This is a genomic window from Agromyces sp. H17E-10 (assembly GCF_022919715.1).
In the GTDB taxonomy this organism is placed as follows: domain Bacteria; phylum Actinomycetota; class Actinomycetes; order Actinomycetales; family Microbacteriaceae; genus Agromyces.
The window spans coordinates 699,580-725,719 of sequence record NZ_CP095042.1 but is presented as its reverse complement, the minus strand read 5'-3'; the positions used below and the strand labels follow the sequence as shown (position 1 = coordinate 725,719).

23 protein-coding genes and 1 tRNA gene are annotated in these 26,140 nt (G+C 70.6%); 16 read left to right on the top strand and 8 right to left on the bottom strand.

Features of this window, described 5'->3' with window-relative positions; genetic code table 11:
* Nucleotides 1-38 precede the first annotated feature (38 nt).
* Together MUN74_RS03285 and MUN74_RS03280 are read right to left on the bottom strand one after the other, a co-directional pair.
* Complete coding sequence (locus MUN74_RS03285) at nt 39-1,016, bottom strand: metallophosphoesterase (protein WP_244854992.1); 978 nt, start codon at nt 1,014-1,016, stop codon at nt 39-41.
* Entirely contained in the window at nt 1,013-3,712 is a 2,700-nt protein-coding gene (locus tag MUN74_RS03280) for a transglycosylase domain-containing protein (RefSeq protein WP_244854991.1), read from the bottom strand. The genes MUN74_RS03285 and MUN74_RS03280 overlap by 4 nt, the downstream gene beginning before the upstream one ends.
* Before the next feature lie 97 nt (nt 3,713-3,809).
* On the opposite strand from MUN74_RS03280, the gene MUN74_RS03275 reads away from it, so the two are divergent.
* Nucleotides 3,810-4,043, top strand: a complete 234-nt coding sequence (locus tag MUN74_RS03275; RefSeq protein WP_244854990.1) for a Sp36 family protein — start codon at nt 3,810-3,812, stop codon at nt 4,041-4,043.
* Complete coding sequence (locus tag MUN74_RS03270) at nt 4,043-4,513, top strand: RidA family protein (RefSeq protein WP_244854989.1); 471 nt, start codon at nt 4,043-4,045, stop codon at nt 4,511-4,513. Before MUN74_RS03275 ends, MUN74_RS03270 begins: the two co-directional genes overlap by 1 nt.
* A gap of 79 nt (nt 4,514-4,592) precedes the next feature.
* On the opposite strand, the gene acs is transcribed toward MUN74_RS03270, so the two are convergent.
* Nucleotides 4,593-6,545 (bottom strand): acetate--CoA ligase, encoded by a 1,953-nt coding sequence (gene acs / locus MUN74_RS03265; RefSeq protein ID WP_244854988.1) that lies wholly within the window; start codon nt 6,543-6,545, stop codon nt 4,593-4,595.
* A gap of 870 nt (nt 6,546-7,415) precedes the next feature.
* Between acs and MUN74_RS03260 the strand changes: the two genes are divergently transcribed.
* The 5 genes from MUN74_RS03260 to MUN74_RS03240 all read left to right on the top strand — a co-directional run bounded on the left by MUN74_RS03260 (nt 7,416) and on the right by MUN74_RS03240 (nt 10,295).
* The gene (locus MUN74_RS03260) at nt 7,416-8,285 is read left to right on the top strand and encodes a TadA family conjugal transfer-associated ATPase (protein ID WP_244856336.1); all 870 of its coding nucleotides are present in this window, start codon (nt 7,416-7,418) and stop codon (nt 8,283-8,285) included.
* Entirely contained in the window at nt 8,282-9,238 is a 957-nt protein-coding gene (locus tag MUN74_RS03255) for a type II secretion system F family protein (protein ID WP_244854987.1), read from the top strand. The genes MUN74_RS03260 and MUN74_RS03255 overlap by 4 nt, the downstream gene beginning before the upstream one ends.
* Before the next feature lie 61 nt (nt 9,239-9,299).
* A complete protein-coding gene (locus tag MUN74_RS03250; RefSeq protein ID WP_244854986.1) occupies nt 9,300-9,605 on the top strand; it encodes a DUF4244 domain-containing protein in 306 nt (101 codons plus the stop codon).
* 16 nt (nt 9,606-9,621) lie between these two features.
* A complete protein-coding gene (locus MUN74_RS03245) occupies nt 9,622-9,930 on the top strand; it encodes a TadE family type IV pilus minor pilin (RefSeq protein WP_244854985.1) in 309 nt (102 codons plus the stop codon).
* A 17-nt stretch (nt 9,931-9,947) separates the two neighbouring features.
* Nucleotides 9,948-10,295 (top strand): Rv3654c family TadE-like protein, encoded by a 348-nt coding sequence (locus tag MUN74_RS03240; RefSeq protein ID WP_244854984.1) that lies wholly within the window; start codon nt 9,948-9,950, stop codon nt 10,293-10,295.
* 91 nt (nt 10,296-10,386) lie between these two features.
* On the opposite strand, the gene MUN74_RS03235 is transcribed toward MUN74_RS03240, so the two are convergent.
* The gene (locus MUN74_RS03235) at nt 10,387-10,623 is read right to left on the bottom strand and encodes a hypothetical protein (RefSeq protein ID WP_244854983.1); all 237 of its coding nucleotides are present in this window, start codon (nt 10,621-10,623) and stop codon (nt 10,387-10,389) included.
* 209 nt (nt 10,624-10,832) lie between these two features.
* Here MUN74_RS03235 and topA point away from each other — a divergent pair, with 209 nt between their 5' ends.
* From topA to MUN74_RS03210, 5 genes are all read left to right on the top strand, one after another.
* The gene (gene topA, locus MUN74_RS03230; RefSeq protein WP_244854982.1) at nt 10,833-13,613 is read left to right on the top strand and encodes a type I DNA topoisomerase; all 2,781 of its coding nucleotides are present in this window, start codon (nt 10,833-10,835) and stop codon (nt 13,611-13,613) included.
* Nucleotides 13,610-14,269, top strand: coding sequence for a dTMP kinase (gene tmk / locus MUN74_RS03225; RefSeq protein ID WP_244854981.1), 660 nt, complete (start codon nt 13,610-13,612; stop codon nt 14,267-14,269). Before topA ends, tmk begins: the two co-directional genes overlap by 4 nt.
* A gap of 35 nt (nt 14,270-14,304) precedes the next feature.
* Complete coding sequence (locus tag MUN74_RS03220; RefSeq protein ID WP_244854980.1) at nt 14,305-15,534, top strand: DNA polymerase III subunit delta'; 1,230 nt, start codon at nt 14,305-14,307, stop codon at nt 15,532-15,534.
* Nucleotides 15,531-17,120, top strand: a complete 1,590-nt coding sequence (locus MUN74_RS03215) for an alpha/beta hydrolase (protein WP_370647340.1) — start codon at nt 15,531-15,533, stop codon at nt 17,118-17,120. Before MUN74_RS03220 ends, MUN74_RS03215 begins: the two co-directional genes overlap by 4 nt.
* Nucleotides 17,121-17,263: 143 nt before the next feature.
* Nucleotides 17,264-17,339 (top strand) — tRNA-Thr (locus tag MUN74_RS03210).
* 139 nt (nt 17,340-17,478) lie between these two features.
* Here the strand turns inward: MUN74_RS03210 and MUN74_RS03205 are convergent.
* Both MUN74_RS03205 and MUN74_RS03200 read right to left on the bottom strand, forming a co-directional pair.
* Entirely contained in the window at nt 17,479-18,315 is an 837-nt protein-coding gene (locus tag MUN74_RS03205; RefSeq protein WP_244854979.1) for an SGNH/GDSL hydrolase family protein, read from the bottom strand.
* Complete coding sequence (locus MUN74_RS03200; RefSeq protein ID WP_244854978.1) at nt 18,312-19,145, bottom strand: SGNH/GDSL hydrolase family protein; 834 nt, start codon at nt 19,143-19,145, stop codon at nt 18,312-18,314. Before MUN74_RS03200 ends, MUN74_RS03205 begins: the two co-directional genes overlap by 4 nt.
* A gap of 94 nt (nt 19,146-19,239) precedes the next feature.
* Between MUN74_RS03200 and MUN74_RS03195 the strand changes: the two genes are divergently transcribed.
* From MUN74_RS03195 to MUN74_RS03180, 4 genes are all read left to right on the top strand, one after another.
* Nucleotides 19,240-20,226, top strand: a complete 987-nt coding sequence (locus MUN74_RS03195) for a Gfo/Idh/MocA family protein (protein WP_244854977.1) — start codon at nt 19,240-19,242, stop codon at nt 20,224-20,226.
* 54 nt (nt 20,227-20,280) lie between these two features.
* The gene (locus MUN74_RS03190; protein ID WP_244854976.1) at nt 20,281-21,777 is read left to right on the top strand and encodes a D-alanyl-D-alanine carboxypeptidase/D-alanyl-D-alanine-endopeptidase; all 1,497 of its coding nucleotides are present in this window, start codon (nt 20,281-20,283) and stop codon (nt 21,775-21,777) included.
* An 87-nt stretch (nt 21,778-21,864) separates the two neighbouring features.
* Entirely contained in the window at nt 21,865-22,503 is a 639-nt protein-coding gene (locus tag MUN74_RS03185; protein ID WP_244854975.1) for an isochorismatase family protein, read from the top strand.
* The gene (locus MUN74_RS03180) at nt 22,500-23,309 is read left to right on the top strand and encodes an alpha/beta fold hydrolase (protein ID WP_244854974.1); all 810 of its coding nucleotides are present in this window, start codon (nt 22,500-22,502) and stop codon (nt 23,307-23,309) included. Before MUN74_RS03185 ends, MUN74_RS03180 begins: the two co-directional genes overlap by 4 nt.
* Nucleotides 23,310-23,366: 57 nt before the next feature.
* Here MUN74_RS03180 and hpaD read toward each other — a convergent pair whose 3' ends face one another.
* Together hpaD and hpaE are read right to left on the bottom strand one after the other, a co-directional pair.
* Nucleotides 23,367-24,509, bottom strand: a complete 1,143-nt coding sequence (gene hpaD, locus MUN74_RS03175; protein WP_244854973.1) for a 3,4-dihydroxyphenylacetate 2,3-dioxygenase — start codon at nt 24,507-24,509, stop codon at nt 23,367-23,369.
* 33 nt (nt 24,510-24,542) lie between these two features.
* The gene (gene hpaE, locus MUN74_RS03170) at nt 24,543-26,087 is read right to left on the bottom strand and encodes a 5-carboxymethyl-2-hydroxymuconate semialdehyde dehydrogenase (RefSeq protein WP_244854972.1); all 1,545 of its coding nucleotides are present in this window, start codon (nt 26,085-26,087) and stop codon (nt 24,543-24,545) included.
* Between the last annotated feature and the right edge of the window lie 53 nt (nt 26,088-26,140).

Below are 26,140 nucleotides of genomic sequence, written 5' to 3'. Positions count from 1 at the left end.
GCGGGCGCGAGACATCGCGCCCGAGCATCCGTACGCGATCAGGCGGCCGGAACGAGGGTGATCAGCGTCGCCTCGGGCGGGCAGGCGAACCGCACCGGGGCGAAGATCGATGTGCCGAGACCGGCCGAGACGTTCAGGAAGGCCGATCGGAGGCCGTGCCGCCAGACGCTCAGCCCCTTGACCTGCTTGCGCGGGATGTCGCAGTTCGTGACGAGCGCACCGTAGCCGGGCACGCAGACCTGGCCGCCGTGCGTGTGGCCGGCGAGGATGAGCTGGGCTCCGTGGTTGACGAACGAGTTGAGCACGCGCTGGTACGGGGCGTGGGCGACGCCGATCGTCACGGTCGGTCGGGCAGCCGAACGGCTCGTGCCGACGTCGGGCCAGGTCTCATCGCCGAGCGGGTCGTCGGCCCGGAGTTCGTCGATCGCCGCCGTGATCAGGTCGAGCCGGTCGTATCCCTTGTGCGGGTCGTCGACCCCGAAGAACTCGAAGTGCGTGCCACGCAGGTCGAGGCTCGCCGCGGTGTTGTCGAGGTCCTGCCAGCCGAGCTCGGCGAAATAGCCGTGCAGGGCGTCGATGTCGAGCCGCTTCGACTTGGGGCGGTGCCGCGACGGACCCGTGAAGTAGCCGAACGGGTTCTTCGGGGTCGGGCCGAAGTAGTCGTTCGAACCGTTCACGAACACGCCGGGGATGCCCTCGAATCGCTCGAACGCCCGGCGGATGCCCTCGAGCCCGCGCTCGTGCCCGAGGTTGTCGCCGGTGTCGACGATCAGGTCGGGCTCGAGCTCGGCGAGTGCGCGCACCCAGTCCTGCTTGTCGCGCTGCCACGGTGCCATGTGCAGGTCGGAGAGGTGCAGCACCCGGATCGGCTCGGCGCCGACCGGAAGCACAGGCACCTCGGCGCGGCGCAGCGTCCACCGGGTGCGCTCGACGAGCGAGCCCCACGCGAACGCGGCGACGCCCGCCGCGCCGATCGCCAGGGCGATCCGCGCGACGGGCGTCAGGCGGCCGGTCAACCGGCCACCGGCGGTGTGTTGCCGTCGGTTCCGCCGCCCGGCGTGCCGTCGCCGCCGTCGCCGCCGCCTCCGGTGAAGCGGCCGATCACGATCGTGACCTTCTGGCCGGGCTTCGCATTCTCGCCGGCGCCCGGCGACTGCGAGATGACGAGACCGTCCTTCGACTGGTCATCGGTGTCTTGACGATCACGATCGACGCGGAAGCCGGCCGCGGAGAGGGTCGCCTCAGCCTGATCGGCCTGCATGCCCGTCACGTCGGGCAATGCGCTCAGGTTGCCGCGGCTGGTCTTCAGCGAGATCGACGAGCCCTTCGGTGCCTGACCGGTCGCCGACTGGCTGCCGATCGTGCCCTTCGGCTGCGCCGAATCCACTTCGCCGTCCATGGACCAGCCGAAGCCGGCATCCTGGAGCGCCTTCTGCGCGGCCTCGGGCGAGAGGCCGAGCACGCTCGGCACGTTGGCCATCGGGGTCGTCAGGAACTTCTGGTCGGGCTCGGGGAAAGCCCCGCCCGGGTACTTCGTGTTCGCGACGTCCATGATGCGCGGCCAGATGTTGTGACGGAGCACGGCGGCCTGCTCACCGTTGATGAACGTCTCGCGAAGGTTCACGAAGCCCGTCGTGTTGTAGACGCCGACGACCGTGGCGACGCGCGTGGAGGCGCCGCTCATCCAGGTCGCGACGGCGTCGTCCGTCGTACCGGTCTTGCCGATCATCGGAGTCCCGGCGGTGTCCATCTGCCGGCGCGAGGATCCGCCCGTGCCTTCCGTCATGACCCGCTGAAGGGCATAGTCCATGCCCGCCGCCACCTCGGGGGTGATCGCCTGCGTACAGGTCGACTTCGGCACCTCGACCGGTTCGCCCTTGGCATCGGTCATGTGGTCGATCACGATCGGCGTGCACGACTTGCCGCCACCGGCGACCGCGGCGAACGCCGTGGCCATCGAGATCGGTGCGATCTCCTCGGTGCCGAGCACAGCCGAGGGACCGAACGCGATGCGGTTGCCCTCTTCATTGATGCCTTCGCCGAGCGGCTTGCCGTCAGCGCGCCCGGAACTCATGAGTGCGGTCGCACCCTTCTTGATGCCGCACAAGTCGAGCTGCTTCGCCATGGCGATGTAGCCGGTGTTCTCCGAGTTGACGGTGTTGAAGAGCGCCGACCAGTAGCCGCCGTTGCCACCCTCGTCGTTGCCGGGGTTCCAGCCCGCCGTGGAGGTGTTGTCCTCGGGACAACTGCTCTTGAAGGTGCCCCAGTCGGAGCGGCGTCGGGCGTCCATGCTCTCGTTGACCGAGTGCCCTTCCTTCAGCCACTCGGCGAGGGTGAAGATCTTGAACGTCGACCCGGGTTGGAATCCGCTCGAGCTGCCGTAGTCGGCAGTCGCGTTGTAATTGACCGCGTCGTACTGGTCGCCGGTCACCTCGGGGTCGACGTTGTACGTCGTGTTCTGGACCATGGCGAGCACCTTGCCGGTGCCGACCTCGACCGAAACGGCCGAGCTGCCGATGTTCGCTTCGGGGATGGAGCCAGGCACGTTGTCGTGCACGGCCGAGTACGCAGCCGTCTGGAGGTCCATGTCGACGGTGGTGTAGATGTCGAGGCCACCGCGCTCGAGCCGTTCCGCACCCTCGTTGACGTCGGGAGTCTCGGGGTCGTCGAGCTTGTTCTTGATCTCCCACGTCACGTAGTCGCAGAAGTACGCGTACACCGGAGAGGCCTGGCAACCGCTCGAGGGCTCGGTGATCTTCGGCGCTACCGGCTCGGCCTTCGCCGCGTCGTGCTGCTCCTTCGTGATCTTCTTCTGCTGGAGCATCTTGTCGAGGATGTAGTCGCGACGCTCCTTGTTGCGCGCGTACGGCACCGTCTCGCCGTCGACGACGGTCGCAGCGCCGTTCAGCTCGTCGTCGGGGTAGTCGAGGCGGAACTCCTCGGGACTGTTCACGATCGCGATGAGGCTCGCCGCCTGGGCGAGCGTCAGGTCGTGGGCGTTCGTGCCGAAGTAGTACTGCGCGGCGGTCTGCACGCCGTAGATCTGCCCGCCGAAGCCCGCGATGTTGAGATAGCCGCGCAGGATGTCGTCTTTCGAGTACTTCTTCTCGACCGAGATCGCGTACCGCATCTCTTTCAGCTTGCGGTCGACCGAGGTCTTGGTGTGCTTCTCCCAAGCCTCGAGGCGCTCCTCTTGCGTCTTCGCCTTGGCCATGTCGTTGGCGACGAGGACGTTCTTCACGTACTGCTGCGTGATCGACGAGCCACCCTGGGTGCCGCCGCCGCTGATCGTCGAAAGCGCGCCGCGGACCGTGCCCGCGATGTCGATGCCGCCGTGGTCGTAGAACCGCGGGTCCTCGCCCGCGACCGCCGCGTCCTTCAGGAACGGCGAGATGTACTCGAGCGAGACCTCTTCGCGGTTGTCGTCGTAGAACCACGCCATGGGCGACGCGGACCCGTCGGCCTTCACCGCGTAGATGGTCGACTTCTGCGCCAGATCGCCGATCTCGAGCGAGCTCGGCAGGTTCTCGAACATCGTGATGCTGTTGTTCGCAGCCATGCCGGTCACGGCCAGTGCCGGGGTCACCGCAGCGGTGACGAGGATGCCGGCGAGAGCGCTCAGGCCGACGAAGCCGAGGATTCCGGTGCCGACGTCGCTCATCGTTCGTTTTTGGGCAGACATATAGTGGAGCGTATCGGAGAAGGCTGGCAAATCCCGATACGCGCGCTGGGCGTCGTATCAGGGAAGACACGCCGAGTCCGGTGATTCCCGCACGCATCGTGCACGAGACATCCGAAGAGGAGCCCATATGCAGGCCTGGGAGTACATCACCACTCCGCTGCTCATCCACAACACCGCTGCCATCCTCAACAACTGGGGCTCGGAGGGGTGGGAGCTCGTGCAGATCGTGCAGGGGCCCGAGGGCGGCCTCGTCGCCTACCTGAAGCGGCCGAAGGGCGACGAGTCGTCGGCTGCCGCCCAGGCCGGCGCGGCTGCGGCAGCCCAGGCCGCGAAGCAGTTCGAGGGCGAGGGGCACGCCTGATGGCCGGCTACGAGGCCCGCCTCGCCGAGCTCGGTATCGAGCTTCCCGAGGTCGCCGCACCCGTCGCCGCCTACGTGCCCGCCGTCGTGACCGGTTCGTACGTCTACACCTCGGGCCAGCTGCCGTTCACGGCCGGGTCCCTGCCCGCCACCGGCAAGGTCGGCGACGGTCACGGACTCGTGCCCGCAGACGACGCCAAGGCCTACGCCCGCACGTGCGTGCTCAACGCGCTCGCGGCCGTGCGCGCCGAGATCGGTTCGCTCGACCGCGTCACCCGCATCGTGAAGCTCGTCGGCTTCGTCGCGAGCGACCCGGCCTTCACCGGTCAGCCCGGTGTCATCAACGGCGCTTCAGAGGCGCTCGGCGAGATCTTCGGCGACGCCGGCCGCCACGCTCGCTCCGCCGTGGGCGTCGCGGTGCTGCCGCTCGACTCGCCCGTCGAGCTCGAACTGGTCGTCGAGTTCGCCTGACGCACCCGACCTGAATACGGATGCCTCGGCGGGAAGCTTCCCGCCGAGGCATCCGTGTCTCAGATGAGCGCGCGGTGCGCTACTTCACCTGCTCGCTGATGATCTGCATGATCGAGGTGTCGGCCAGCGTCGTGGTGTCGCCGATCTGACGGCCCTCGGCGAGGTCGCGCAGCAGGCGGCGCATGATCTTGCCCGAGCGGGTCTTCGGCAGTTCGTTGACGATGAACACCTGCCGCGGGCGGGCGATGGCGCCGATCTGGGTCGCGACGTGCTTGCGCAACTCCTCCGACGCGGCGGCGAGGTCGTCGCCGTGCTCGGCCTGGCTCTGCTTGAGGATGACGAACGCGACCACGGCCTGACCGGTCGTCTCGTCGGACGCGCCGACGACCGCGGCCTCAGCGGTCCACGGGTGGGCGACGAGCGACGACTCGATCTCGGCCGTCGAGAGGCGGTGGCCCGAGACGTTCATGACGTCGTCGACCCGGCCGAGCAGCCAGATGTCGCCGTCTTCATCGCGGCGGGCGCCGTCACCGGCGAAGTACTTGTCGCCGAACTTCTCCCAGTAGGTCTCCTTGAAGCGCTCGGGATCGCCCCAGATGCCGCGCAGCATCGACGGCCACGGCTCGGTGATGACGAGGAGCCCGCCGTCCTCTCCTTCGACCGGGGTGCCGTCGTCGCTCAGGATGTCGATCGAGATGCCGGGGATGGCGACCTGCGCCGAACCCGGCTTGAGGTCGGTGATGCCGGGCAGCGCCGAGATCATGATCGCGCCGGTCTCGGTCTGCCACCACGTGTCGACCACGGGGATCGAGCCGCCGCCGATGACGTGGCGGTACCAGATCCACGCCTCGGGGTTGATCGGCTCGCCGACCGAGCCGAGCAGGCGCAGCGAGCGCAGGTTGAACTCGTGGGGGATCTGCCGGCCGAGCTTCATGAACGAGCGGATCGCCGTGGGGGCGGTGTAGAGGATGGAGACCTTGTACTTCTCGACGATCTCCCACCAGCGGCCCGGGTGCGGCGTGTCGGGGGTGCCCTCGTAGAGCACCTGCGTCGCCGCGTTGGCGAGCGGGCCGTAGACGACGTACGAGTGGCCCGTGATCCAGCCGACGTCGGCGGTGCACCAGTAGACGTCGGTCTCGGGGTGCAGGTCGAAGACGTTCTTGTGGGTGAACGCGGCCTGGGTCAGGTACCCGCCGCTCGAGTGCACCACACCCTTCGGCTTGCCCGTCGTGCCCGACGTGTAGAGGATGAACAGCGGGTGCTCGGCGTTGAAGGCCTTGGCCTCGTGCTCTGCGGATGCCTCGCCGACGGCGTCGTGCCACCACACGTCGCGGCCCGCCTCGACGTCGACGTCGTTGCCCGTGCGCTTGACGACGAGCACCTTCTCGACCGAGCCGGCCGTCTTCGCGATCGCCTCGTCGACGGTCGGCTTCAGCGGGAAGACGCGACCCTTGCGGTAACCGCCGTCGGCGGTGATGACGACCTTCGCCTCGGCGTCGTCGATGCGCGACGCGAGGCTGTCGGAGCTGAAGCCGCCGAACACGACCGAGTGGATCGCGCCGATGCGCGCGACGGCGAGCATCGAGACGACGGCCTCGGGGATCATCGGCAGGTAGATGGCGACGCGGTCGCCCTCGCCGACGCCGAGTCCTTCGAGCACGTTGGCCGCCCGCTTGACCTCGTCGGTCAGCTCGGCGTACGTGATGTCGCGACTGTCGCCCGGCTCGCCCTCGAAGTGGATGGCGACGCGGTCGCCGAGTCCGGCCTCGACGTGTCGGTCGAGGCAGTTGACGGCGACGTTGAGCTCGCCGTCGTCGAACCACTTCGCGAACGGCGGGTTCGACCAGTCGAGGGTTCGGGTGAACGGCTTCTGCCAGGTCAGCAGTTCGCGGGCCTGGTCGGCCCAGAAGCCGAGCCGGTCGGTCTTCGCGGCCTCGTAGAGGCTCTCGTCGGCGATGGCTTGGGCGGCGAACTCGGGGCTCGGACGGAAGCGCCTGATCTCCTCGAGTGCGTGATCGATCTGAACGGTCATGGTTCTCCGGTCGCTCCTTCGCGATCTGTTTCATCGGTTGGGTCGCCTGCCCCACCCAGCACACTACCCCGCGGCCATGACCGTGTTGCACGCGTGCGGAAACACTTCGTGCGAATGCTCTTCCGCGCGCGTTCGAGAGGCGCTACTGTGCCTTTGCGCAGAGAATTCTGAGTGTCCGCACAAATGAGGACAAAAAATGCTTGCGCATTGTTTCTGAGGCCGTACACTGAGTACCGCCCGAACACTCGTTTCGAGGCCTGCAGCACTCGAGATTCCCCCCAATCCTTGTGCTGCCGAGGCGGCACCTGTTCCCCCCAATGGGTGCCGCCCCCTTCTGTTAACGCACCGATCAGTCTCGCGGTGCCGAGAGAGTCCTCCTCCACAACGCCGTGGAGGGGGACTCTTTCCACATCCGGGCCTGAGACGGATTCGAGCAACGGTCGCCGTTCGTACGCTCGCCGCATGAGCCTTCCGTTCGTTGCGACGCCGTCCTGGCGCGCGAGCGCCTCGGCCCCCGTGCTCGCGGTGCCGGGGGCGTCCGCGGTGCCTCGGGTGTCCGCGGTGCCGGGAGCGCCGGCGCTGCCGGATGCGCCCGCGCTGCCGGATGCGCCCGCGGTGCCGGGGGTGTCCGGTGCGCGTGCCGGCCGTGTCGCGAGCCCGTCCGCAGCGCCCGAGCGCGCCGGCGTTCTCGGGCCGGCGGGGTCAGCCGACGTCGATCGGGAGCGCGAGGACGGGGCGGACGCCGACGGCGCGGGTCGCTCGAGATTCGTGCCGACGGCACCGGTCGCCTTCTCCGGCGCCTCGGGGCACGTCGAAGCCGTCGACCTCGCCGAACTCGGCCCGCTCGAACCGTTCGCCGCCGACGGCCCGGTGACCGACCTGTTCGTGAACGGTGCCGCCGGCCTCTGGGTCGACCGCGGGCACGGCGCCGTTCGCGAGCTCGCCTGGTCGGCCGACGAGGCGGAGGTACGTGCGCTCGCCGTGCGACTCATCGCCCGGGGTGGCCGACATGTCGACGAAGCGACGCCCGCGGTCGACGTGCGGCTCGGCCGCGGCATCCGCGTTCACGTCGTGCTGCCGCCGGTGTCGACTGCGGGCACGCTCGTCTCGGTGCGCATCCCGCGCGCAGCAGGGCGTTCGCTCGACGACCTCGCCGCCGGAGGCATGCTCGACGATCGGCAGCGCGAGCGGCTCACGGCCGCCGTCGCCGCCCGTGAGAACCTGCTGATCACCGGTGCCGGCGGCACCGGCAAGACCACGATGCTCGCCGCGCTCCTGAGCCTCGCCCCCGCGCACGAACGGCTCGTCGTCATCGAAGACGTCTCCGAGCTCCGGGTCGAGCACCCGCATGTCGTCGCCCTCGAAGCGCGGCAGCCGAACCTCGAGGGCACCGGTCGCATCGGGCTCGACGCGCTCCTGCGCGAGGCACTGCGGATGCGTCCCGATCGACTGGTCGTCGGCGAGTGCCGCGGCGCCGAACTGCGCGAACTGCTCGCGGCGCTCAACACCGGCCACGACGGTGGCGCCGGAACCCTGCACGCCAACTCGCTCGCCGACGTGCCCGCGCGGCTCGAGGCGCTCGGGGCGACCGCCGGGCTCACCGCTGACGCGGTCGCCCGCCAGACGGCGAGTGCGTTCGACCTCGTGCTGCATCTCGAACGCGTCGAGGGTCGCCGTCGGCTCGCGCAGGTGGGGTGGTTCGTGGTTGAAGACGGGCGACTCGGAATCGAGGCCCTGTGAAGACACGCCTGAGGCTGCGCCCCCGCATCGACCCGGGCGCCGAGGTCGACGCCGTCGCCGGTATCACCGAGCGGCTCGCCGTGCTGCTCGCCGCCGGGGTGCCCGCGGCGACCGCCTGGCGTCACGTCGCGATCGGTCGCAACGCGGCCGACGAGCAGGTGCTCGCGGCCGCGGCGACGGCCGCCGGCGAAGGAGACGACATCGCCGAGGCGATCCGGCGAGCGTGCGAGGAGCGGCCGGGAACGGCCGCGACGTGGGCGGTGCTCGCTGCGGCATGGTCGGTCGCCGCGGAGGCCGGAGCCCCGCTCGCCGCGAGCCTCAGGTCGCTCGCTGCGGTGCTCCGCGACGAGGCGCAGCTGCGACGCGACGTCGCCACCGCGCTCGCCGGGCCTGCCGCGAGTGCCCGACTCGTGTCGGCGCTGCCCGTGGTCGCGCTCGGCTTCGGCGCGATGCTCGGGTTCGACACCATCGGCATCCTGCTCGGCAACCCGCTCGGGCTCGCGTGTCTCGTGCTCGGTTCGCTCTTCCTCTGGGTCGGCGCACGGTGGAATCGCCGCCTCGCCCGTTCGGCCTCCGCCTCGCGCGCCGACGCCGGTCTCGAGCTCGAGCTGCTCGCGATCGCGATGTCGAGCGGCGCCTCGATCCAGCGGGCCCGCGCCCTCGCCCTGGCCGCGATGCAGCGGCATCTCCCGAGGGTCGCGGGCGACGGCACCGTGGTCGACGACGTCGTCGGGCTCGCCGAGCGGGCCGGCGCACCCGTCGCCGAACTGCTCCGGGCGGAGGCGTTCCGCGTCCGCCGTGCGGCGCGCACCGACGGCGAGTCGAGGGCTGCGGCGCTCGGCGTGCGTCTCATGCTGCCGCTCGGCGCCTGCGTGCTGCCGGCGTTCGTGCTGCTGGGCGTCGCACCGCTCATGATCTCCGTCGTCACGGGCACCCTCGGCGGTGCGATGTGACGGCCCCAGGCTCGTGCCGCACAGCCGCCGGTCCGCCGGCGAAACCGAAGGGAATACCGACATGCAGAACCCCTCAACCGCGGCGATCGACGCGCCCGACGTGCCGGCCGCCGCTGCCACGGGCGGCGCGACCGATCGTCTCCCGTTCGACGTCGACGCCGGCGGCTCCGCCGATGTGCGCCGAGCGAGCCTGTTCCGCCGTCTGGCGCGCCGCGTGGCCGGTGAGCGCGGCGCCGCCACCGCCGAGTACGCCGTCGCCACGATGGCGGCCGTCGGCTTCGCCGGGCTCCTCGTCGTCATCCTGCGCGGTGACGAGGTGCGCGGCATCCTCACCGATCTCGTGCGGAATGCGCTCACGGTCGGCTGATCGCGAACGCGGCAGCGTGACGGCGGAGTTCGCCGTCGCGCTGCCGGCGATCGCGCTCGTCCTCGCCGTCTGCCTCGGTGCGGTGCTGCTCGCGGCGCAGCAGGTGCGACTCACGGATGCCGCTGCCGATGCCGCGCGAGCGCTCGGCCGCGGTGAAGACGCCGGCAGTGCCCGCTCGATCGCCGCACGCGTCGCGGGCGATGTCGCGATCGAGGTCGTGAACGACGGCGACATCGTGTGCGCGCTGTTGAGCACGTCGGGGGCGGGGCTCCTGTCGGCGGTGCGTCTCGAGGCACGATCGTGCGCGCTCGGGGGCGGGCTGTGAGGCGGGCTGTGCGGCGGGTGGATCGCGGCGACGAGCGTGGCGCGGCGACCGTGGTCGCGGTCGGGCTGGTCGGTGCGATCGTGCTCGTCGCGTCGGTCTTCGTCCCGGCGCTCGGTGCCTTCGTCATGTCGCAACGCGCAGCCAATGCCGCCGACGCGGCCGCGCTCGCCGCCGCCGACGCCTCGGCCGGCATCGTCACCGGCGTACCGTGCGAACGCGCCGCCGACCTCGCATCGCGAAACGGCGCGATGCTCGCGTCATGCACCCTCGACGGCCCGGTCGCCGACGTCTCGGTGCACGCCGACGTCCTCGGATTCACCGTGTCAGCGCGGGCGAGGGCCGGTCCGCCGGGATGGGAGGGATGACGTGTTCCCCACCCGACCCGGGGCGAGCTCGGCCGAATCGAGACGCGCTTCGACCGAATCGGCACGCGCTTCGGTCGGAGGCCGGTCAGGCTCAGTCGAAGACGGTCTCGATGAAGCGGTACTCGACCGCCGACGGGCGGTCGTCGCCCGGCGTGTCGAACTCGAGGCCCGCCGCGCGGGAGTAGACGTAGCGCTTGCCCGCGTCGACGCCGAGCTCGAGTCGCGGCTTGGGGTCGCCCGTCTCCAGGAATGCCGTCGCCACGGTCTTGCCCTCGAGCGGGCCGTCGATCAGCTTGGCCGTGTACGAGCCCTGAGATGACGTGTCCATGCGGCCATTCTCCTCCGACGCGGGGGAACCGCAAGGGGTGGCGCTGCGCGGCGCAGCGGGCGGAATCGGTGCGGGGCGGTGGGCGTACACACCGCCGGGGTGTGTAAGGTGTGGCTGTCTGCGGAGCGTACCGCCGACCATGGCACACCGCTCGGGGGCGCGGCAATCGATGTGCGTTCTCGTCTCAGAAGTGGAACAAGAGGAGTCTGGTGTCAGGCGCGAAAAAACTGGTGATCGTCGAGTCGCCGACCAAGATGAAGTCCATCGCCCAGTACCTGGGCGAGGGCTACGAGGTGCTCTCCTCGGTCGGTCACATCCGCGATCTCATCGAGCCGAAGAATCTTCCCGCCGAGCTCAAGAAGGGCCCGCTCGGCAAGTTCTCCGTCGACGTCGACAACGGATTCGAGCCCTACTACGTCGTCTCCGACTCGAAGAAGAAGACGGTCGCCGAACTCAAGCGCGCGCTCAAGGGCGCCGACGAACTCCTGCTCGCAACCGATGAGGACCGCGAGGGCGAGGCCATCGCGTGGCACCTGCTGCAGGAGCTGAAGCCGAAGGTGCCCGTGCGCCGAATGGTCTTCCACGAGATCACGAAGGACGCGATCCAGAAGGCGAAGGACAACACTCGCGAGCTCGACACCGCCCTCGTCGACGCGCAGGAGACCCGACGCATCCTCGACCGCCTCTACGGCTACGAGGTCTCGCCCGTGCTCTGGCGCAAGGTCGGCCCCGGCCTCTCGGCCGGACGCGTGCAGTCGGCCGCGACGCGCCTCGTCGTCGACCGTGAGCGCGAACGACTCGCGTTCGTCGCCGCGGGCTACTGGGACCTCGCGGGACGCTTCGCCGACGAGGCATCCGCATCGAGCTCGTTCGAGGCGAAGCTCGTGCGCCTCGGCGGCGAACGGGTCGCGACCGGTCGTGACTTCGACGACGCCGGCAAGCTGAAGTCGAAGGCCGTCGTGCTCGACGAGGCCGCGGCCGAGGCACTCGTCACCGCGCTCCGCGCCGACGGGGTCTCGCGCACCGTCTCGAAGGTCGAGTCGAAGCCGTACTCGCGTCGTCCGGCGGCGCCGTTCACGACGTCGACCCTGCAGCAGGAGTCGGCCCGCAAGCTCCGTCTCTCGGCCAAGGACACGATGCGCGTGGCGCAGTCGCTCTACGAGAACGGCTACATCACCTATATGCGTACCGACTCGTCGTCGCTGTCGCAGCAGGCGATCACGGCCGCGCGCACCCAGGCGACGGCGCTCTACGGCGCCGACTCGATTCCCGACAAGCCCCGCGTGTACGCCGGCAAGTCGAAGAACGCGCAGGAGGCGCACGAGGCGATCCGCCCGTCGGGCGAGGTGTTCCGCACGCCGTCGTCGTTGCAGGGCGCGCTCCGCGGTCGCGAGTTCGACCTCTACGACCTCATCTGGAAGCGCACCGTGGCCTCGCAGATGGCCGACGCGAAGGGCCAGACCGCGACGGTCACGATCGCCGTCGGTCCCACGAAGTCAGACGCCGTGACGCCCGAGGGCGCCGCCGTGCCGATCGCGGGCACGATCGCCGAGTTCACGGCGAGCGGCACCGTGATCACGTTCCGCGGGTTCCTCGCCGCGTATGAAGAGGGACGCGACGAGGAGCGCAACGCCGACGACGCGCCGGGCGAGGCGAAGCTGCCCCCGCTGAAGGAGGGGCAGTCGCTCGCGATGCCCGAGCTCGAGGCCAAGGGGCACGAGACGAGCCCGCCGCCGCGCTACACCGAGGCGAGCCTCGTCAAGCGGCTCGAGGAGCTTGGCATCGGGCGCCCGTCGACGTTCGCGTCGATCATCTCGACCATCCTCGACCGCGGCTACGTGACGCAGCGCGGCCAGGCGCTCGTGCCGAGCTGGGTCGCGTTCTCGGTCGTCCGCCTGCTCGAGGAGCATTTCGGCGAACTCGTCCAGTACGACTTCACCGCCGAGATGGAGGACGACCTCGACCGCATCGCCTCGGGCGAGGCCGACCGGGTCGACTGGCTCAACGGCTTCTACTTCGGCTCCGACCAGCACCGCGGCCTCCGCCAGGTCGTCGACAACCTCGGCGACATCGACGCGCGCGAGATCAACTCGGTCGCGATCGCACCCGACATCACGCTGCGCATCGGCAAGTACGGCCCCTATCTCGAGACCGTCGATGCGGATGCCGCGACCGATGCCGCCCCGCGCCGGGTGAACCTGCCTGAGGGGCTTGCTCCAGACGAGCTCACCGAGGCCAAGGCTCGCGAGTTGATCGAGGCACCGGTCCAGAGCGATCGCGTGCTCGGCGCGAACCCCGAGAACGGCAAGCAGGTCGTCGTGAAGGACGGCCGGTTCGGCCCGTACGTGACCGAGCTCGAGCCTGAACCCGAGGCCCCCGCGACGGCAGAGGCGACCGTGGACCCGGCGACGGGCGAGGTCGTCGAGCCGCCGAAGTCGAAGCGCGCGCCGAAGAAGGCGGCGGCCGCGAAGCCGCGCACCGCGTCGCTCTTCAAGAGCATGCAGATCGAGGAGGTCGACCTCGCCACGGCCCTGAAGCTGCTCGACCTGCCGCGCGTCGTCGGGCTCGACCCCGAGTCGGGCGTCGAGATCACCGCGCAGAACGGTCGCTACGGCCCGTACCTCAAGAAGGACGCCGACACGCGCACGCTCCCGAGCGAGGACGCGATCTTCGACATCGACCTCGCCGGCGCCCTCGAACTCTTCGCACAGCCGAAGTACGGCGCTCGCCGGGCGTCGAGCGCGCTCAAGGAGTTCGACAACGACCCCGTGAGCGGCAAGCCGATCAAGGTGAAGGACGGCCGCTTCGGCCCGTACGTCACCGACGGCACGACGAACGCGACGATCCCGCGGGCCGAGTCGGTCGAGGACATCACCTTCGAGCGTGCGGTGGAGTTGCTGCAGATCAAGCGCGACAAGGGGCCGGCCGCCCCGCGCAAGAAGGCGGCCGCCAAGAAGCCCGCGGCGAAGAGGACGGCGTCGAAGAAGTGACCGGTGTCGAACCGGCATCCGGCTCGGTGACGGGTCGCGGGCTGTTCATCACCCTCGAAGGCGGCGACGGCTCGGGCAAGACGACCCAGGCCGAACTGCTGCATGAGTGGCTCGCCGGCGAGGGCCGCACCGTCGTGCGCACCCGCGAGCCGGGTGGCACCGCCGTCGGCATCGAGGTGCGCGAGATCGTGCTGCACCACCGCGGCGACATCGCCCCGCGCGCCGAGGCGCTCCTCTACGCGGCCGACCGCGCCCACCACGTCGCGACCGTCGTGCGCCCCGCGCTCGCGCGCGGCGAGGTCGTCATCCAGGACCGCTACATCGACTCGTCGGTGGCCTACCAGGGTGCCGGACGGGTGCTCGACCCCGAGGCCGTGCGCGGCCTCTCCGAGTGGGCGACCGAGGGGCTCATGCCCGACCTCACGATCCTGCTCGACCTCGACGCCGTCGCGGCGCGCGGTCGGCTCGACGAGGCCCGCACGCGCTACGACCGGCTCGAGGCCGAGGCATCCGAGTTCCACGACCGGGTGCGCTCGGCGTACCTCGGGCTCGCCGAGGCCGAGCCCGAGCGGTTCCTCGTCGTCGACGCCTCGCAGCCGGTCGACGAGATCGCGGCGAAGATCCGCGAGCGCGTGGCGTTGCTGACCGGGCTCTGAGCTTCGCGTCGGCGGCGGAAGGTAGCGTGGAACCCGTGAGCGTGTGGAGCGAGCTGACCGGCCAGGACGTGGCGATCGCCGTCTTCCGGGCGGCTGCCGAAGCCGCCGGCGTCCGCCCCGGGGCATCCACCGCCTCCACCGTGACCGACGGCGACGGAACGGTCATGGCGAAGTCGGGTCCCGGTCAGCAGATGACCCACTCGTGGCTCATCACCGGCCCGCCCGGTTCGGGGCGCTCGAATCTTGCGTACGCGTTCGCGACCGCGCTCATCTCGGGGCGGCCCGACGGCGACGACGCGACCCGCATCCAGGTCGATGCCCGCAGCCACCCCGACCTGCACGTGCTCGCGACCGAGGGCGTGATCATCAAGCGCGACGACGTGCGCGAGATCGTCAAGCGCTCGCACTACGCGCCGTCGATCGGGCGGCACCGCGTCATCATCGTCGAAGACGCCGACCGCATGACCGAGCAGACGTCGAACTTCCTGCTCAAAGAGCTCGAGGAGCCGCCCGAGCGCACGGTCTGGATCCTGTGCGCGCCGAGCGAGGCCGACCTCATCCCGACGATCCGTTCGCGCGTGCGTTCCGTTCGGCTGCAGGTGCCGAGCGTCGCCGACGTGGCGGAGCTGCTCGTGCGCCGTGACGGCGTCGACGCCGAGCTCGCCGAGCGCGCTGCGCGCGAGGCGCAGAGCCACATCGGCATGGCGCACCGGCTCGCGACCGACGAGCAGGCGCGCGCCCGTCGGTCCGAGACGCTCGAGCTCGCGCTCGACGTGTGCTCGACGGCGAGCGCCGTGCTGACGGCCGCACGCTTCCTCGAGATCGCGGGCGACGACGCGAAGGCGATCACCGAGCTGCGCGACGCCGAGGAGCGCGAGCACGCGCTGCACTCGCTCGGCATCGCACCCGGCCAGGCGGTCCCGCCGGCACTCAGGCCCCAGATCAAGGCCCTCGAAGACGACCAGAAGCGGCGCGCGACGCGGAGCCTCCGCGACGGCATCGACCGCATCCTCGTCGACCTCGCGTCGCTGTACCGCGACATCCTGCTCATCCAGCTCGACGCCGACGTCGACCTCGTCAACCGCGAGCTGCTGCCGCGCCTCGAGCGCGCCGCCGATCAGGCGACGCCGGCCCGCACGCTCGCGACGCTCGACGCCATCCAGACCGCACGCACGCGCATCGAGGGCAACGTCCAGCCCGCCCTCGCCCTCGAGGCCATGCTGGTCTCGGCCGTGCGCGCACCCGACACCCGAAGGGCCGCATGACCGACACGACCCCCAGCCCGACCGGTCCCGTCCGCCGGTTCTCGACGGTGCGGATGCCTCGTGGCCGGCGCCGCGCGGCGTTCGCCGCGGCACTCGTCGCGGTGCTCGCGCTGAGCGGCTGCGTGCCGTCGTTCCTCGAGCAGAAGCAGCCCGTCTCGACGCCGACGGGCGAACACGTCGCGGCCGACCTCGAGCCCTTCTACACGCAGGTCCTCGAGTGGGAGCGTTGTGGTGACGGACTGGGTTGCGCCACGGCGAAGGCGCCCCTCGACTGGAGCGACCCAGCGGCGGGCGAGATCGACCTCGCCCTCGTGCGCCACGTCGCCACCGGCGAGAAGCTCGGGTCGCTGCTGGTGAACCCCGGCGGGCCCGGCGGGTCGGGCTACGACTTCATCCACGACTCGCTCGACTACGCCGTCGGACAGCCCCTGCAGGAGCGGTTCGACATCGTCGGGTTCGACCCCAGGGGCGTCGGCCGTTCGTCGGCGGTCTCGTGCCTCGAGCCCGCCGAGATGGACGACTATCTCTACGGCATCACACCCGGTGAGCGCGGCAGCGACGAATGGATCGCAGACCGTCGCGAGGCATCGGCTGCGTTCGGCGCCGCATGTGCCGACAGCACGGGCGACCTGCTCGCGAACGTCGACACGAAGAGCGCGGCACGCGACCTCGACCTGCTGCGCGCCGTCCTCGGCGACGAGAAGCTCAACTACCTGGGGTACTCCTACGGCACCTTCCTCGGTGCCACGTACGCCGACCTCTACCCCGAGAAGGTCGGCCGGCTCGTGCTCGACGGCGCGATCGACCCGTCTGCCAGCGACTTCGAGGTGACGAAGGCGCAGTCGGTCGGATTCGAGCAGGCGCTCGCGGCCTATCTCGACGACTGCCTCGCATCGACCGACGGCGACTGCCCGTTCGACGGCACCGTCGACGAGGCCAAGGACGAGATCGGTCGCCTGATCGCGTCGGTCGACGAGAGCCCGCTGCGGGGCAGCGACGGCCGCATGGTCGGCGCCGACACCCTCGTCACGGCGATCATCTACCCGCTGTACAGCGCCGACATGTGGGGCTACCTCGACGACCTGTTCGATGCGACGATGTTCGGCGACGGCGACCTCGCGCTCGCCTACGCCGACGCCTACAACGGTCGCGACCCCGACGGCACGTACGCCGACAACCAGACCGAGGCGTTCCGCGCGGTCAACTGCCTCGACTACACGTACCAGTCCGACGCCGACGTGATGCGCGAACATGCCGCCGAGATGGCCGACGTGGCACCGACGATCGGCCCGTACATGGGCTACGGCGATCTCGCGTGCATCGACTGGCCGTACCCGCCGGCGAGCGAGCGGTCCGAGATCCACGCCGCCGGCGCCGACCCGATCATGGTCGTCGGCACCACCGGTGACCCGGCGACCCCGTACGAGTGGGCGGTCGCGCTCGCCGACCAGCTCGACTCGGGCGTGCTCGTGAGCTATGACGGCGAGGGGCACACGGCGTACAACAAGTCGAACTCGTGCGTGAACGACGCCGTCGAGTCGTACTTCATCGACGGCACCGTTCCCGCGAAGGACCCGAAGTGCTGAGGGCGGCCGTGCGCCAGCCGGCCGGGTGACGCGGCGCCGGGGCATCCGGTTCGTCGAAGCCGGGGAGTGGTCATTCGCACCCCGAACCATCCGCTAGTATTGACTCTCGTGCCACGCGGTGCGCAACGCGCATCGCGAGTCACGCCGCCTTAGCTCAGTCGGCAGAGCGTCTCACTCGTAATGAGAAGGTCGTGGGTTCGATTCCCACAGGCGGCTCCACCAGAAGGCCCCGGAGAGATCCGGGGCCTTCCGCCGTTCCGGGGGCGTGCACGAGACGGGGCTCGCACGCACGAAGGGCCCGGGTTCGCCGGGCCCATCGCGCTCTCCCGAGGGAGGTCGCGGGAGAGTCTCGGGGACGTCAGCCGAGTGCGGGCTTGACGAGTGCCGCGTAGTTCGCGTACCCGGTCGAGTTCGGGTGGAATGCCGCAGTCGTGTTGAACCAGCTGAAGCTGTTGATCCACGGCGACGAGCTGCCGATGCCGTGGCCGGTGAACGCGACCTCGACGTCGACGAAGCCCGCGCCGTTCGCGGCCGCGGTCGCCTCGAGCACGTCGTTGAGCGTGGCGGTGTCGGCGTTGACCCGTGCGGCGTATGCGTAGCTCGACGGCTCGTTGAAGAGCTTCGGGTACCCGGTGACGACGACCTTGCCGTCGGCGGCGAGGCGCGACTTGATCTGCGTGATGACGCCGGCGACCTTCGCGCCGACGACGCTCGACGTGCCGCCCGCGATCATGCCCTCGGCCGTCGACAGCTGCGACTGGCAGGTCGTGTTCGAGATGAACACGAAGCAGTTCTGCATGATGTTCGAGAAGCCGAGGTCGTTGCCGCCGACGGTCAGCGTGACGCGCTTCGTGCCGAGCGGGATCGCGGCGATCTGGCCGGCTGAGACCTCGACGGTCGACGCGCCCGAGCACGCCGGGAACGCGGTCAGCTTGATCGCGGCGTCGGCGTCGAGTCGTTTCGGGTAGCTGTTGCTGCTGCGGTAACAGCTCGTGTCGAGGTAGCTGCCGCCGCCCTGGCCTGCGGCGAACGAGTCGCCGAGCGCCGTGTAGGTGAGCTCGGTCGTGCCTCCACCGCCTCCGCCGGGCTTGCCGCCGCCGCCCTTCGCGGCGAACGCGGGCGAGGCGCCGGCGAGGGCGAGAGCGGTGATGACGACGGCTGCGGATGCCGCGGCCAGCGTGCGGCGGATGTTCATGGTGCCACCTCCAGGTAGGCGTCGTGGACGACTTCGGCGTAGGCCGCGTAGCCCGCGGCGTTGGGGTGCAGGAACGTGACGGGATCGAGCGGGTTCGAGCCCAGCCACGCGGCAGGACCCGCCTCGGCGCCGTGGCCCGCGAACGCGTCGGCGACGGGGACGAAAACGGTCGGCGAACCGGTCGCGGCCGCGGATGCGACGCCCGCCGCGACCTGCCCGTTGAGGGTCGCCACCGCCTGGTCGATGAGCGTCGGCAGGCCGGGGACCGCGCCGTCGAAGGGGATCGGATAGCCCGTGACCAGGATCTGCGCCTGCGGCGACCGCGCGTGCACGGCCGCGACGAGGCCCGACATGCGCGTCGTGACCGCGCCCGACTCGAGCACCTCGACCGCTGCGCCGTAGGCGGCGGCGCATGCGAGGCTCGACGGGTCGGGCACGCACGCCGCATACACGTCGCCGATGCCGAGGTCGCCGGCACCGGCGGTGATCGTGACGAGGGTCGTGCCGCGGTTGACCTGGCCGAGCTGCGACCCGGCGACGTCGCCGATCGTCGCGCCGCTGCATCCCGCGTTGCGCAGCAGGTTCAGGCGCGGCATCTCGTCGAGCAGGTTCGCGTAGCCGGCGCCGGTGCGCAGGCAGGCATCGAGCGGTACGCCCGCACCCTGCCCGGCGGCGAGCGAGTCGCCCAGTGCGACGTACTTCGCGACGGGATGCTCCGGGGGCGCCGCCTGCGCGGGTGATGCGAACCCGATCGGGATCGCCAGGAGGACGGAGGCGAGCGCAGCGGCGACGATGCCGCGTCGCGCCGGCCGGGGTGAAGGCGCGTTCATGACCCAACGTTAGGAGCGAAGGTGAGTAATCCGCATATCCCAGATCAGGGGGTGCGGCCGTCGACGGCAGCGTGACGGCAATAGTCTGGAGCGCATGACCGAATCACTGCGCTGGGGCATTCTCGCGACGGGCGGCATCGCCCGGATGTTCACGACCGACCTGCGCCTGCACGGCTTCGACGTCCGGGCGGTCGGCTCGCGTTCCGAGTCGTCGGCCGCGCGATTCGCCGACGAGTTCGAGATCGATCGCATGCACGGCAGCTACGAGTCGCTCGTCGCCGACCCCGAGGTCGACGTCGTCTACGTCGCGACCCCGCACCCGATGCACGCCGAGAACGCGGTGCGCGCCCTCGAGGCCGGCAAGCACGTGCTCGTCGAGAAGGCGTTCGCGCTCAACGAGGCCGAGGCGCGGCGCATCGCCGAGGCGGCCGAGGCCAACGGCAGGGTCGCCCTCGAGGCCATGTGGACGAGGTACCTGCCGCACATGGTGCGCATCCGCGAACTCGTCGCGGCCGGCGTCATCGGCGACCTCCGGGGCCTCATCGCCGACCACACGCAGCTCCTGTCGGAGGACCCGGCCCACCGCCTGAACGCGCTGGAGCTCGGCGGCGGCGCTCTGCTCGACCTCGGCATCTACCCGATCTCGTTCGCGTGGGACCTGTTCGGCGAGCCGGCCGAGATCACCGCTGCGGCGACGTTCAAGCCGTCCGGAGCCGACGCCCAGGTGTCGGCGGTGTTCCGCTACGACGGCGGACGCACGGCGTCGACCTTCTCCGCCTCGAACACGCAGGGCCCGAACACGGCCGTCGTGCTCGGCTCGGAGGCCCGCATCGAGATCGACTCGGTCTGGTATTCGCCGACAACGTTCCGCGTGGTGCGGCCCGACGGGGTCGTCGTCGAGGAGTACGTCTCCCAGGTCGAGGGCCGCGGCATGCACTACCAGGCCGCCGCGCTCGAGCGCGCGGTCGCCGACGGGCGACTCGACGGCGGTGACATCCTGCCGACCCGCGAGAGCGTCGCCGTCATGGGCACCCTCGACCGCATCCGCGCGCAGATCGGGCTCGCCTATCCGGGGGAGTGATCGGCGAAGGCCGGTCTCCTGCGGCTCCCAGCGGCCGGCGCGTATGATGCCCGGGTGAACGACGAGACGGATGCTCCGGGCGAGACGCCGGGCTCCGTCGAGCCGTCGAGCACGACCGACACCGATGCAGCGACGCCTCGCACCGGAGCATCCTTCATCGGGTTCGTTCGCAAGCACCGCGTGCCGCTCGCCATCGTCGGCGGCGTGGTCGCGCTCGCACTCGCCGGCACGGCGGCGGTGTTCGCCGGCGCCGCGACCGTCGCCGAGCCGACCGCGATCGCGGCACCGACGCCGAGCGAGACGCCGACGCCGACCCCCGAGGCGCGCCCCGTGCCGACCGCGGCTCCCGTGAGTCGCATCCGCACCTGCTCGGTCGCCGACCGGGCGGCCGACGCCAGGCTCGCGAACCTGCAGGCTCAGGTGCTCAACGCGAAGACGGGCGAGGTGCTCTACGACCGCGGCGGCACGACGGCGTCGCGCACGGCGAGCGTCATGAAGGTGCTGACGTCGGCCGCCGCGCTCTCGGTGCTGGGCCCCGACCACCGGGCGGCGACCACGGTCGTGAAGGGGGCCGAGCCCGGGTCGATCGTGCTCGTCGGCGGCGGCGACGTGACCCTCTCGCGCACGCCGTCGGGCGACGAGACCGTGTATCCGGGCGCCGCGCACCTCGACGACCTCGCCGCGCAGGTGCAGGCCGCCTGGGCCGCCGACCCCGCGAACCCGCCGATCACGAAGCTCATCCTCGACGCCTCGTATTTCGGCGGCGACGAATGGCAGCCGAGCTGGGAGCTCGTCGAGCGCGACGACGGCTACATGTCGAACATCACGGCGCTCATGGTCGACGGCGACCGCGACGACCCGTACTCGAACACCTCGACGCGCAGCGACGACCCGATCAGCCGCGCGGGCGTCGCATTCGCCGATGCGCTCGGCGGCGTCGCGACCATCGAGCGCGGCACCGCGCCGGCAGGAGCGCAGCAGCTCGGGCAGGTGCTCTCGCCGACCGTCGCCGAGCTCGTCGACAAGGCCCTCGTCGTCAGCGACAACACGGTCGCCGAGATGCTCGCCCGCCTCGTCGCGATCGAGACCGGCTCGGGCAACACGTTCTCCGCGATCAACGCGGGTGTGCTCGAGGGGCTCGCGGGCTACGGCGTCGACACCGCGGGCATCACGATCGTCGACGGCTCCGGGCTGTCCGACGACAACGCGGTTCCGCCCGCCTACCTCACCCGGCTGTTCGTGAAGATCAACGCCCGCGAGGGGAACCTCGGGTACCTGCTCGACTCGCTGCCCGTCGCGGGGGAGCGCGGCTCGCTCTCGTACGACGACCGCTTCTGGGGCGACAACGCCGTGGCCGACGGCAGCGTCATCGCGAAGACCGGCTGGATCAACACGGGCTACACGCTCGCCGGCGTGATCCGCGCCGAGGACGGCACCGACCTCACGTTCGCGATCTATGCACTCGGCGACGTCACCGACGAGGCGAAGACCGCGATCGACACGCTCGCGACCGGCTTCTACCTCTGCGGCGACAACCTGTCGAACCAGTAGCGCGGGTCGCGGCATCCCGGGCAGACGGTCTCAACCGCCGCCGCCGCTCGGGGTTGTCGGCCGCGCGGTCGGAGAGACAATGGAGTCATGACCCGCGCGCTGTTCATCATCGACGTCCAGAACGACTTCACCGAGGGGGGTGCCCTCGGGGTCGACGGGGGAGCCGCCGTCGCCGCCGGTGTGAGCGACCTGCTCGCGAAGCACCGCGACGCGTACTCGCTCGTCATCGCGTCGCGCGACTGGCACTCGGGCGACAACGACAACGGCGGCCACTTCGCCACCGATGCCGAACCCGACTTCGTCGACACCTGGCCCTCGCACTGCGTCGCCGGCACGCTCGGCGCCGAGTACCATCCCGCGCTCGCCGTCGACGAGATCGACGTGCACATCCGCAAGGGGCAGGGCGTGCCCGCCTACTCGATCTACGAGGGCACCGACGACGCCGGCGAGAGCGTGAGCGAGGTGCTCGGCCGCCACGGGATCACCGACGTCGACGTCGTCGGCATCGCGACCGACTACTGCGTGCGCGCGAGCGCGCTCGACGCCCTCGAGCACGGCCAGCACGTGCGCGTGCTGACCGACCTCGTCGCCGGCGTCGCGGCCGAATCGTCGGCGGCGGCGCTCGCCGAGCTCGGGCATGCGGGTGCGACGATCGCCGACTCGGGCGCGGTCGGCGCGACGGATGCGGCGGGCGACGACACCGAGGCGTCCGGAACCGCGGAATGATCGGCGGCGCGCCCGATCGCACGCCGACACTTCACGCCGAGGCCGACGACGGCGCCCTCATCGCGTATCGGCGCTACGGCGGCGCAGGCGCGGATGCCGCGGGGGCCGTGGCGGCAGCGGCGGGGCCGCAGCTGCCGCCCGTGCTGCTCGTGCACGGCTTCGCGACCGACGCCCGCGTGACCTGGCAGGGCACCGGCTGGGTGAAGGCGCTCGTCGACGCCGGACGCGACGTCATCACCGTCGACCTGCGCGGACACGGCGAGAGCGACACGCCGATCGAGGCCGACGCCTACCGCGCGGCGGTGCTCGGCGCCGACCTCGTCGCCGTGCTCGACTCGGTCGGCGTACCCGTGGTCGACGTCGTGGCCTACTCGATGGGATGCCGCGTGGCGACCGCGTTCGCGACGCTCGCGCCCGACCGTCTGCGACGCCTCGTGCTCGGCGGGGCAGGGCCGCGCGAGCACTTCGCGGCCTGGCGGCTCGACGAGGTGCGGGCGCTCCTCCTCGACGGTGTGCCGTCGAGCGACCCGGTCGTCGAGCAGGTGCTCAAGCCGGCGCTCGACGCCGGCGCCGACCCCGAGGTGCTGCTCGCGGTCGTCTCGGGGTTCGCGGGCGCGCCCCTCGAGGTTCCCGGCGGCGTGCCCGTGCTGTTCGTCGCGGGCGAGCTCGACCCGGTTCCGGCCGGTGTGGCCGAACTCGCGCGCGACCACGGCGCCGAGCTCGTGACCGTGCCCGGGCGCGATCACGTGTCGACGCTCACGTCGCGCGTGTTCAAGGACGCGGCGATCGGGTTCCTCGGGTCCTGAACGGCGAAGGGGCGCCGCAGCGATCGCCGCGACGCCCCGTCAACCGAAGCCGTCGGCCTACAGCGTGTTGCCGAGCTTGAAGCCCTGCTCCTCGTCGCCCTTGCGGGTGTACGAGAAGCCGTCGGCGCCGATCGTCACGGCCATCTCCGACGAGTCGGTGCGCGCGACGACGGGCTGCGGGTTGCCGTCGAGATCGAGCACGAGCGAGGCGTCCGTGTACCACGAGGGAACGACGGGGTTGCCCCACCAGTCGCGGCGCTGGTTGTCGTGTACGTCCCACGTGACGACGGGGTTGTCGGGGTCGCCCGTGTAGTAGTCCTGCGTGTAGACCTCGACGCGGTGCCCGTCGGGGTCGCGCAGGTACAGGTAGAACGCGTTCGAGACGCCGTGGCGGCCGGGACCGCGCTCGATCGCGTCGGAGCGGCGCAGCGCACCGAGCTTGTCGCAGATCGCGAGGATGTTGTGCTTCTCGTGCGTCGCGAAGCACACGTGGTGCATGCGCGGGCCGTCGCCGCCGGTCATGGCGGTGTCGTGCACGGTGGGCTTGCGGCGCATCCACGCGGCGTAGACCGTGCCCTCCTCGTCCTGGATGTCCTCGGTGACGCGGAAGCCGAGGTCTTGCATGAACTTCACCGCGCGCGGCACGTCGGGCGTGACCTGGTTGAAGTGGTCGAGGCGCACGAGCTCGCCGGGCACGTGCAGGTCGTAGCGCCAGCTCATCCGCTCGACGTGATCGGCCTGGTAGAAGAACTCGTACGGGAAGCCCAGCGGGTCCTCGACGCGCACCGAGTCACCGATGCCCTTCGTGAAGCCCTCAGGGCGACGCTCGACGCGGCATCCCAGTTCGGTGTAGAAGGCGACCGCCTTGTCGAGCTCCTCGGGAGTGCGCACCCGGTACGAGAACGCGGCGACCGCCGCGATCGGGCCCTTGCGCAGCACGAGGTTGTGGTGGATGAACTCCTCGGTCGAGCGCAGGTAGATCGCCTCGTCGTCCTCCTCGGTGACGTAGAGGCCGAGCACGTCGACGTAGAACTCGCGGCTCGCGGCGAGGTCGGTGACGATGAGCTCCATATAGGCGCAGCGCAGGATGTCGGGGGCCGGGGCCGACGGGGTCGGCACCGGGTTGTCGGTGGAGATGGGGGCTTCCTGCGAAACGTAGAAGCCCGACGACGTCAGGGTCATATCGTCGCGGTTGGTCATGTCAGCGTCCTTGCGTGGGTGGGTCGGCGGGCTTCAGCGGGGGTCCGGGTCGTCGAGGTCGGATGCCTCGTGGACCTGCTGCTTGCCGAAGGTGGGGTTGTGCGGCGCGCCGAGCGTGATGTGCACGCTCTGCTGGTCGGTGTAGAAGTCGATCGAGCGGTAACCGCCCTCGTGGCCGAGGCCCGAGGCCTTGACGCCGCCGAAGGGGGTGCGGAGGTCGCGCACGTTGTTCGAGTTGAGCCACACCATGCCGGCCTCGACCGACTGGGCGAAGTTGTGCGCGCGCTTGAGGTCGTTCGTCCAGATGTAGGCGGCGAGCCCGTACTTCGTGTTGTTCGCGAGGGCGAGCGCCTCATCCTCGGTGTCGAACGGCGTGATCGCGACGACCGGGCCGAAGATCTCCTCCTGGAAGATGCGCGCGTCGGGTGCGACGTCGGCGAACACGGTGGGGGCGACGTAGTTGCCCGTCGGGAAGCCGTCGGGGCGGCCGCCGCCCGCGACGAGCCGGCCCTCGGTCTTGCCGAGCTCGACGTAGCTCATGACCTTGTCGTAGTGCTCGGGGTGCACGAGCGCGCCGACCTCGGTCTTCGGGTCGTGCGGGTGGCCCACCTTCACTCGCGCGGCCTGCGCGGCGTAGCGCTCGACGAACTCGTCGTACACGTCGCGCTGCACGAGGATGCGGCTGCCCGCGGTGCAGCGCTCGCCGTTGAGCGAGAACACGCCGAAGATGCACGCGTCGATCGCGACGTCGAGGTCGGCGTCGGCGAAGACGACGGCGGGGCTCTTGCCGCCGAGCTCCATCGAGAGGCCCTTGAGGTACGGGGCGGCGTTGCCGAAGATGAGCTGTCCGGTCGAGCTCTCGCCCGTGAACGAGATGAGCGGCACGTCGGGGTGCTTCACGAGCGCGTCGCCCGCGTCTTCACCCAGCCCGTTGACGAGGTTGAACACGCCCTTGGGCAGGCCCGCCTCCTCGAAGATGCCGGCCCAGAGCGACGCCGAGAGCGGCGTGAACTCGGCGGGCTTGAGCACGACGGTGTTGCCGGTCGCGAGCGCGGGGCCGAGCTTCCACGACTCGAGCATGAACGGCGTGTTCCACGGCGTGATGAGGCCCGCGACGCCGATCGGCTTGCGGTTCACGTAGTTCATCTGCTTGCCGGGCACCTTGAACGCGTCGTCGGCCTGGGCGACGATGAGGTCGGCAAAGAAGCGGAAGTTCTCGGCGGCGCGGCGGGCCTGGCCGAGCGCCTGCGTGATCGGCAGGCCGGAGTCGAACGACTCGAGCTCGGCGAGGCGCTGGTCGCGCGACTCGACGATGTCGGCGATCTTGTGCAGCACGCGCGAGCGCTCGCGGGGGAGCATCCGGGGCCACGGGCCCTCGGTGAAGGCGCGACGTGCGGCGGCGACGGCGCGCTCGATGTCGGCCTTCTTGCCGGCGGCGGCGTGCACGTACGTCTCGTTCGTGACGGGGTTCAGCACCTCGAAGGTGTCGCCGTCGATCGAGTCGACGAACTCGCCGTCGATGTAGTGGCGGATGCGGTCGGGCAGCCCCTCGGGCGTGTAGTCGGTGTAATCGGTCATCTGTTGCTCGCCTTCGTGTGTGGTCGGGGTGGGCGGCGCGGCTCGCGCGCCAC

Bases quoted from the DNA above. Each gene is read 5' to 3' on its own strand.
- MUN74_RS03275 (WP_244854990.1), top strand. From the start codon at position 3,810: ATGCAGGCCTGGGAGTACATCACCACTCCGCTGCTCATCCACAACACC.
- MUN74_RS03270 (WP_244854989.1), top strand. From the start codon at position 4,043: ATGGCCGGCTACGAGGCCCGCCTCGCCGAGCTCGGTATCGAGCTTCCC.
- acs (WP_244854988.1), bottom strand. From the start codon at position 6,545: ATGACCGTTCAGATCGATCACGCACTCGAGGAGATCAGGCGCTTCCGT.
- MUN74_RS03250 (WP_244854986.1), top strand. From the start codon at position 9,300: ATGCAGAACCCCTCAACCGCGGCGATCGACGCGCCCGACGTGCCGGCC.
- MUN74_RS03235 (WP_244854983.1), bottom strand. From the start codon at position 10,623: ATGGACACGTCATCTCAGGGCTCGTACACGGCCAAGCTGATCGACGGC.
- MUN74_RS03215 (WP_370647340.1), top strand. From the start codon at position 15,531: ATGACCGACACGACCCCCAGCCCGACCGGTCCCGTCCGCCGGTTCTCG.
- MUN74_RS03205 (WP_244854979.1), bottom strand. From the start codon at position 18,315: ATGAACATCCGCCGCACGCTGGCCGCGGCATCCGCAGCCGTCGTCATC.
- MUN74_RS03200 (WP_244854978.1), bottom strand. From the start codon at position 19,145: ATGAACGCGCCTTCACCCCGGCCGGCGCGACGCGGCATCGTCGCCGCT.
- MUN74_RS03195 (WP_244854977.1), top strand. From the start codon at position 19,240: ATGACCGAATCACTGCGCTGGGGCATTCTCGCGACGGGCGGCATCGCC.
- MUN74_RS03185 (WP_244854975.1), top strand. From the start codon at position 21,865: ATGACCCGCGCGCTGTTCATCATCGACGTCCAGAACGACTTCACCGAG.
- MUN74_RS03180 (WP_244854974.1), top strand. From the start codon at position 22,500: ATGATCGGCGGCGCGCCCGATCGCACGCCGACACTTCACGCCGAGGCC.
- hpaD (WP_244854973.1), bottom strand. From the start codon at position 24,509: ATGACCAACCGCGACGATATGACCCTGACGTCGTCGGGCTTCTACGTT.
- hpaE (WP_244854972.1), bottom strand. From the start codon at position 26,087: ATGACCGATTACACCGACTACACGCCCGAGGGGCTGCCCGACCGCATC.